Origin of the sequence: Corallococcus exercitus (genome assembly GCF_003611585.1) — a bacterium.
In the GTDB taxonomy this organism is placed as follows: Bacteria; Myxococcota; Myxococcia; order Myxococcales; family Myxococcaceae; genus Corallococcus; species Corallococcus exercitus.
Window position 1 is genome coordinate 1 of sequence record NZ_RAVW01000448.1, and the last position, 7,484, is coordinate 7,484.

The following is a 7,484-nucleotide window of genomic DNA, read 5'->3' on the forward strand; positions in this document are numbered from 1 at the left end:
AGACAGGCAGGGGGCCTCCTCCCTGTTTCTGCGGGGGACGGCCGGGCGGCGCGGACATCACCGCCACCAGCAGCAAGCCCGGGGCGAATCGCAGCAGTTCCAACACCTTGAGCATGGCTCCCACCAACGAAAATGGGGCGCCCGATTATGCCCGGGCGCCCCATCGATTGTGCCACTCCTGCTTCGCGCTGTCAGAAGCAGGGAGGTGGCGTGCGGCGGATTAGTTGGTGCAGCTCACGTCGTTGTACGCGTTGCCCGGCTCGCCGGCGGCCACCTTGGTGGTGTCGATGCCGCAGTTCAGGGCCAGGTCGCCGCCCGTCGGCTCGGAGGTGATGCCCCACACGTCGCCCGGCGGGTCGTTGTCGACGTTACCAATGGCGCTCGCGGCGAAGGCGCAGCTGGGGCAGGTGCCCGTCACGCCCAGGGCGGCGAAGGCGTCCGCGGGGGGCGGCGCGGTATTGAACTTGGCCTGGTCCTGTCCGATGCAGCCGATCTTGGCGTCCGTGGAGCGGGCGTTGGCGGCAACCGCCTTGGCGCAGCCAGCGGCCAGGCCGTAGCTGTAGCGGTTCGCGGGCTCCGGGTCGAAACCGATGACCGTGAAGTCGGTGACGTACTTGTCCTTCTCACCGAAGTACGACTTCTGCGCCGTGAAGATGGCCTTGAGGTTCGTCTTGGCCTCGGACTGCTTCGACTTCGCCTGGAAGCGGATGAAGTTCGGGATGGCGATGGCGGCCAGGATGCCGATGATGGCGACCACGATCATCAGCTCGATGAGGGTGAAGCCACCCTTCTTCCGGAAGAGACGGTTCATCATGTTTGGGAACTCCGCAGCAGGCAGAGGGGGGTTGAACGACGTGCGAACTCTTAGCACGAAGAGTGCCACGCCGAACAATCCGCCCAACCCCCGGGATTCCCAGGGCAGGCGGGCCGGGGAGGGGATGGATCAGCCGGAGAGCTGCCAATTTTTGTCACCGGCGCTGACGGTTTTCGTCCTCCATCGCGCAGTCGCCAGCTCCGGAAGCGGCGGGTAGGATTCCGGGCTCCGTGACGTTCACCTACGCGCCGGGCTGGGCCGAGCCCCTCTTCATCCTCTTCCTGTTCATCCTCGGCCTGTGCATCGGCTCCTTCCTCAATGTCGTCATCGCGCGGGTGCCCGAAGGACTGAGCATCGTGCGGCCCGGCTCCCGCTGCCCGAAGTGCGGGCACGTACTCTCCTGGTACGAGAACATCCCCGTCCTGTCGTGGCTGGGCCTGCGCGGGAAGTGTCGCGGCTGCGGCATGCCCATCTCCCCGCGCTACGTCCTGGTGGAGCTGCTCACGGGGCTGTTGTTCCTCGCGTGTCTCAGGCGCTTTGACTGGACGTACGAACTGGTGCCCGCGCTGGTGCTCGTGTTCCTGCTGGTGCCGCTCACCTTCATCGACCTGGAACATTGGATCCTCCCGTTCTCGCTGACGCTGCCGGGCATCGCCGCGGGTGTGCTGCTGGCCATTCCCCAGGGCAGTGAGGCCGTGGCGCAGGCGGGGCTGGGCGCGGCGGTGGGGTTCCTCGGCTTCCGGTTGATGGAGTACATCGGTTGGCGCGCCTTCAAGCGCGAGGCCTTGGGTGGCGGGGACAAGTTCCTCGTCGCGCTCCTGGGCGCGTTCCTGGGCTGGCACTCGCTGCTGGGCATCCTCTTCTTCTCGTCGCTTCAGGGCTCCATCGTGGGCGTGGCGCTGCTCGCCCTCACGGGAAGGGCGGGCCCGCGCGGCGCGCCGGAAGCCGAAGCCCTGCCTCCACCCGCCCAGGATCCGCAGGCCGACGTGTCCCTGACTTCTCCAATGGAGGCGCCCGCGGAAGCGGAAGCGGCGGAGGAGCCCGAGCCCACGATGACGTGGGACTTCACGAAGCCCGGCCTGCCCCTGTGGAAGCGGGTGGTGCTCGTGCCCTGGTGCCTGCTCTTCCAGCCCATCCCCGACGCGGAGCTGGACGAAGCGGGGGAGGAGGAGGAGTGGGTCCCCGGCCCCACCAACATCCCCTTCGGCCCGTGGCTGGCGCTGGCGGGGCTGGAGGTGATGCTCCTGGGGCCGTTGCTCGCGCGCGTGCTGCCGCTGGAGGTGGCGCTGATGCTCGGGGGGACGCGGTGAGGGGCCTGGCGCCGGTGCTGGGATGAAGTGGCGCATCGCCAGCGTGGCGTTCCTCCTGGGCTCGCTGTCCACGGGCCTGTCGTGGCTCACGCTGCAGCCGGTGTTGATCCGCCTTCTGGACACGGCGCGCCGGCTGGCGCTGCCGGGGTCGCTGGACATGGAGGGCCTGGCGCGGATCCGCGCCTTCCTGCCGCTGGCGCTGGGGCTGGACCTGCTGGTGCTGACGGTCCTGGCCTACGGCGTGTTGTACTTGGCGGTGGGCCGCCCGCTGCGCGCCATGGAGAAGTCCGTGGAGCAGCTGGGCCGGCTGCAGTTGGACGTGCCGCTCTCCGGTCAGGGCGGGCCGTTCCTGTCGCGCATCCAGGGCGAGCTGAGGCGCATGGCGGAGGCGCTGCGCCAGGAGCAGGCCCTCACGCGCTCGCAGCTGGAGGCGCTGCGCGAGGCGAACGCCCGGCTCGCGCGGGCGCAGACGGAGCTGGTCGCCTCCGAGCGGCTGGCCACGGTGGGGAAGCTGGCCGCTGGCGTGGCGCACGAGGTGGGCAACCCGCTGGCGGGCATCCTGGGCTACCTCTCCCTGGCGCGCTCCAGGGCGCAGGGGCCGGAGCTGAAGGACTTCCTGGAGCGCATCGACGACGAGGTGCTCCGCATCGACCGCATCGTGCGGGGGCTCCTGGACCTGGGCCGTCCGGCCAGCACCCAGCCCGGGCCGGTGGACGTGGGGCAGGTGGTGGAGACGTGCGTGCGGCTGGTGCGCGCCGGGCCGGAGCTGGACCGGGTAGACGTCTCGCTGGAGGTGACGCCCGGTCTGCTGGCCCGCGCGGATCCAGGCCCCCTGTCGCAGATCCTCATCAACCTGCTGCTCAACGCCGCCCAGGCCATGGGGGGCGAGGGCCGCGTGCGCATCTCCACCCGGCGCGAGGACGCGCTCGTCCTGGTGGACGTCCAGGACAGCGGCCCGGGCCTGTCACCAGAGGTGCGAGCGCACCTCTTCGAGCCGTTCTTCACCACCAAGGGGCGCCAGGGCACGGGCCTTGGACTCGCGGTGTCGCTGAACCTGGCCCAGGGCATGGGCGGCCGGCTGGACGCGCGCGACGGCGCGGGCGGCGGCGCGTGCTTCCGGTTGTCGCTGCCAGCAGCCTGACGGCGTGGCCGGACGGCATATGATGGGCCGCACCCCATGCCCCTCTTCCGCACCGTCCTCGTCGCCGACGACGAGCCGTCCATCCGCCACATCCTCACCCTGGTGCTGACCGACAAGGGCTACGACGTGCGCGCCGTCGCCGACGGAGACGAGGCCCTGCGCGAACTGTCCGCCCGCGCCTACGACGTCCTGGTGACGGACGTGCGCATGCCGAAGCGCGACGGGCTGTCGGTGCTCAAGGCGGCGCTCGCGGAGCAGCCCGGCCTCACCGTGGTGGTGATGAGCGCGTACGGCTCCCAGGAGCAGGCGCTGGAGGCGGTGCAGGCGGGCGCCTACGACTACGTCCAGAAGCCCTTCAAGCCGGAGGAGCTCGTCCTCGTCCTGCGCAAGGCGCAGGAGCGCGAGCGGCTGGTGCGCGAGAACCGCCGGCTGCACGAGGCGCAGCTGCCCGGCGCGTCCGGAGGCCACATCCTGGGGCAGAGCGCCGCGCTCCAGGCGGTGCTCAAGCAGGTGGCGCGCGTGGCGCCCGTGGACACCACGGTCCTCATCTCCGGGGAGAGCGGCACCGGCAAGGAGCTCATCGCGCGCGAGCTGCACGGCCAGAGCCGCCGCGCCGCCATGCCCTTCGTCGCCGTCAACTGCGGCGCCATCCCCCACGGCCTCCTGGAGAGCGAGCTGTTCGGCCACGCGAAGGGCGCCTTCACCGACGCGCGCACCGCCCGCCGGGGCCTGTTCGCGGAGGCCGACGGCGGCACGCTCTTCCTCGACGAGGTGGGCGAGCTGCCCCTGGGCGCGCAGGTGAAGCTGTTGCGCGTGCTGCAGGAGGGGGAAATCCGGCCGGTGGGCGAAAGCCGCGTGGAGCGCGTGGACGTGCGCGTCGTGGCCGCCACGCTGCGCGACCTGGGCAAGCTGGTGGAGAAGGGCGACTTCCGCGAGGACCTCTACTACCGCCTCAACGTCGTGAACCTCACCCTGCCGCCCCTGCGCGAGCGCCGCGAGGACATCCCGCTGCTCGCCCGCACGTTCCTCCACCGCTTCAACCGCGAGCTCAACCGTGATCCACCGGTGGAGGGCTTCACCCCGGAAGCGGAGGCCCTGATGACGGCCTACGGCTGGCCGGGCAATGTGCGCGAATTGGAGAACGCCATGGAGCGCGCGGTGCTGCTCGCGGAGGGCACCCACGTCGCGCCTGGCAGCCTGCCGGAAAAGCTGTGGGCGGCTTCCGCACCCGCTCCGGCCGGGACGGCCGCGCCGCTACAGGCTGGAGGCGACCTGTCGCTCAAGCGCGCTATCCGGGAGCTGGAGGAGTCCTACATCCGGGCGGCGCTGCGGCGCACGAAGGGCAACCGCACCCGGGCGGCGGAGGTGCTGGACATCAGCCACCGGGCGCTCCTCTACAAGATCAAGGAGTACGGCATCGATCCGGACGCCGAGGGCACCCGGACCTGAGGGCAGGGGAGGTGCCCGGCTGGCGGCCTTTCAAGAATCCCCTGGCAGGAATCCTCCGGCGCCATTTGACGGAACGCGTCCGGGGCCGGAAAATCGGGCCTCCGCGAAGGTGAGGCAGGGGGCCGCGGTCGTGGTGGGTCTTCACGGCGCTCTCCCGTCCGCAGGGCGGCCGGGCGCCACGCACTTTTTAGGAGGGGCATAAAGCCGGTGCTACGCTGGCCGCCTCTCCGATGGAGTTACGCATGGCGAAGGGCAAACTGGCACTCGGGCTGGATATCGGGTCGACGTCGATCAAGATGATCATGCTCAAGGAGCAGCGCAAGCGCGGCGAAGTCGGCTACGCGCTCCAGAGCTTCGGAATGAAGCCGCTGCCTCCGGAAGCCATCGTGGACGGCGCGCTGATGAACTCCACGGCCATCGTCCAGGCCGTCCAGGAGCTGATGTCCGAACTGAAGGTCAAGGGCAAGGACGTCGCCATCGGCGTGTCCGGCCACTCGGTCATCATCAAGAAGATCCAGATGCCCCGCATGAGCCAGGAAGAGCTCGAGGAGAGCATCCAGTGGGAGGCGGAGCAGTACATCCCCTTCGACGTGAAGGACGTGAACATCGACACGCAGATCCTCGACGGCGGCGGCAACGACGCCACCGGTCAGATGGACGTGCTGCTGGTGGCCGCCAAGAAGGACATGATCAACGACTACACCACCGTGGTCTCCGAGGCGGGCCTCGCGCCGGTGGTGGTGGACGTGGACGCGTTCGCCGTCCAGAACATGTTCTCCACGAACTACGAGCTGCCGGACAAGGAGACCGTCGTCCTCATCAACGCCGGCGCCTCCGTGGTGAACATCAACATCATCGCCAACGGCGTCACCGTCTTCACCCGCGACGTGACCATCGGCGGCAACCAGTTCACCGAAGAGATCCAGAAGCAGCTCAACGTCTCCTACGAGGAGGCGGAGGCGCTGAAGATCGGTGGCAACCGCGCGGACGCGGACGCCGTCGTTCCCCAGGACGTGGAGCGCGTGCTCTCCAGCGTCGCGGAGCAGGTGGCCGGCGAAATCCAGCGCTCGCTGGACTTCTACGCGGGCACCGCCGCGGACTCGAACTTCACCAAGGTCTACCTGTCCGGCGGCACCGCGAAGATTCCCGCCCTGTTCAAGACCATCGAGGCGCGGACCGGCGTGCCGGTGGAGATCCTCAACCCGTTCCGGAAGATTGAAGTGGACAACCGCAAGTTCGACCCCGCGTTCATCATGGACGTGGCGCCCATGGCCGCGGTGGCGGTGGGACTGGCGCTCCGGCGCCCGGGCGACAAGCTGGGCTGATACCGCTCTGACCTTTGAGGAACTGAACGCACATGATGATCCGAATCAACCTGCTGCCCGTCCGGGCGGTGAAGAAGCGGGAGATGGGCCGGCAGGTGCTGGCCCTCTACGCCGCGGTCCTGATCGCCGCGGTGGTGGGCAACTACTTCTGGTACGCGGACCGCGACGGCGAGCTGCAGCGGGCCAACCAGGGCATCGCCCAGACGCGCGCGAAGATCGCGGAGCTGGAGAAGGTCATCGGCGAGGTGACCAACATCAACGCCCGCAAGGCGGAGGTGGAGAAGAAGCTCGCGGTGCTGGACACGCTGCGCAAGGGCCGCAACGGGCCGGTGCGCATGCTGGACGCGCTGTCCTCCGCCATGCCCAAGAAGGTCTGGCTCAAGGACTTCGTGGAGGCCTCCAACAGCGTGACCATCAACGGCGCCGCCGTCAGCCACGACGAGGTCGCGGAGCTGATGCGCGGCCTGGGCGGCATGGTGTGGACGCCCAAGGGCATGGGGCGCCTGGTGGATCAGGGCCGCGGCGTCAGCAAGACGGCTCGCGTGGAGCTCTTCAACACGGAGACCGCCAGCGTGGAGGAGTTCTCCTCGAGCGACATCAAGCCCTTCTTCGGGAACATCGAACTGACCAACGCGGTGCAGACCAAGCCCACCCAGGCCGGCGCCACGTCCTTCGTCGAGTTCAAGCTCACCCTCACCGCCAACTACGCCATCTGATTGGCGGCGAAGGACCCCTGTCATGGAAAAATACCTGGATCAACTCGCGAAGGCCCCTCCCGCCGCGAAGTTCGGCGGACTCGCGGCCCTCGTCGTCCTCTTGACCGTGGCCAACTTCTTCTCCTTCATCCAGCCCACGGAAGAGGACATCGGCCGCCGCAACTCGGAGCGCCGGAAGCTGGACCTGGAGCTCGCGGAGAAGAGCGAGATCGCCCAGAACCTCAACGAGCGCCGTCGTGAGATGGACGTGCTCGAGCAGAAGCTGGCGGAGGCCCTCACGGAGCTGCCGGAGCGGCGCGACATGGAAGAGCTGCTCGCGCAGATCAACGACATCGGCAAGAAGTCCGGCCTGGAGATCTCCCGCGTGGAGCCCGACAAGGAGTTCGTCCAGGGCGGCGAGTTCTTCGCGCGCATCCCCATCAAGATGACGGTGAGCGGCAACTACCACGAGATCGCCATGTTCCTGCAGGAGATGGCGAACATGCGCCGCATCGTGAACGTCAACAACATCAAGCTCGATAGCGCGACCCTGAAGAACGAGAAGGTGGTCCTCCAGAGCAGCTTCCTGGCGACGACGTTCCGGTTCATCGAGACGAAGAGAAACTAGAAACTTGATCCGCCCTGCAACTGGGGCGACAAGGGATGACGCGGATGAAGACGTTCAAGTCCACGATGACCGCTGCGGTGATGGCGCTGACCCTGTCCGCTTGTGAGGACACGCCCCCAGCC

7 protein-coding genes are annotated in these 7,484 nt (G+C 68.5%); 6 read left to right on the forward strand and 1 reads right to left on the reverse strand.

Features of this window, described 5'->3' with window-relative positions:
- Positions 1-220: 220 nt before the first annotated feature.
- Positions 221-814, reverse strand: a complete 594-nt coding sequence (locus D7W79_RS35290; protein WP_120529712.1) for a prepilin-type N-terminal cleavage/methylation domain-containing protein — start codon at positions 812-814, stop codon at positions 221-223.
- Between the two features lie 230 nt (positions 815-1,044).
- Between D7W79_RS35290 and D7W79_RS35295 the strand changes: the two genes are divergently transcribed.
- From D7W79_RS35295 to D7W79_RS35320, 6 genes are all read left to right on the forward strand, one after another.
- Positions 1,045-2,124, forward strand: a complete 1,080-nt coding sequence (locus D7W79_RS35295) for a prepilin peptidase (RefSeq protein WP_120529713.1) — start codon at positions 1,045-1,047, stop codon at positions 2,122-2,124.
- 22 nt (positions 2,125-2,146) lie between these two features.
- Positions 2,147-3,265 carry a sensor histidine kinase gene (locus tag D7W79_RS35300; RefSeq protein ID WP_120529714.1) on the forward strand — a complete coding sequence of 373 codons (1,119 nt, stop codon included), beginning with the start codon at positions 2,147-2,149 and terminating at the stop codon, positions 3,263-3,265.
- 36 nt (positions 3,266-3,301) lie between these two features.
- Positions 3,302-4,714: a sigma-54-dependent transcriptional regulator gene (locus D7W79_RS35305; protein WP_120529715.1), complete on the forward strand. Its 1,413-nt coding sequence runs from the start codon at positions 3,302-3,304 to the stop codon at positions 4,712-4,714.
- A gap of 242 nt (positions 4,715-4,956) precedes the next feature.
- Positions 4,957-6,039 (forward strand): type IV pilus assembly protein PilM, encoded by a 1,083-nt coding sequence (gene pilM / locus D7W79_RS35310; RefSeq protein WP_014399064.1) that lies wholly within the window; start codon positions 4,957-4,959, stop codon positions 6,037-6,039.
- Positions 6,040-6,071: 32 nt separating this feature from the next.
- Positions 6,072-6,755, forward strand: a complete 684-nt coding sequence (locus tag D7W79_RS35315; RefSeq protein WP_120529716.1) for a PilN domain-containing protein — start codon at positions 6,072-6,074, stop codon at positions 6,753-6,755.
- Positions 6,756-6,777: 22 nt separating this feature from the next.
- Positions 6,778-7,362, forward strand: coding sequence for a type IV pilus inner membrane component PilO (locus tag D7W79_RS35320; protein ID WP_120529717.1), 585 nt, complete (start codon positions 6,778-6,780; stop codon positions 7,360-7,362).
- Positions 7,363-7,484: the final 122 nt, after the last annotated feature.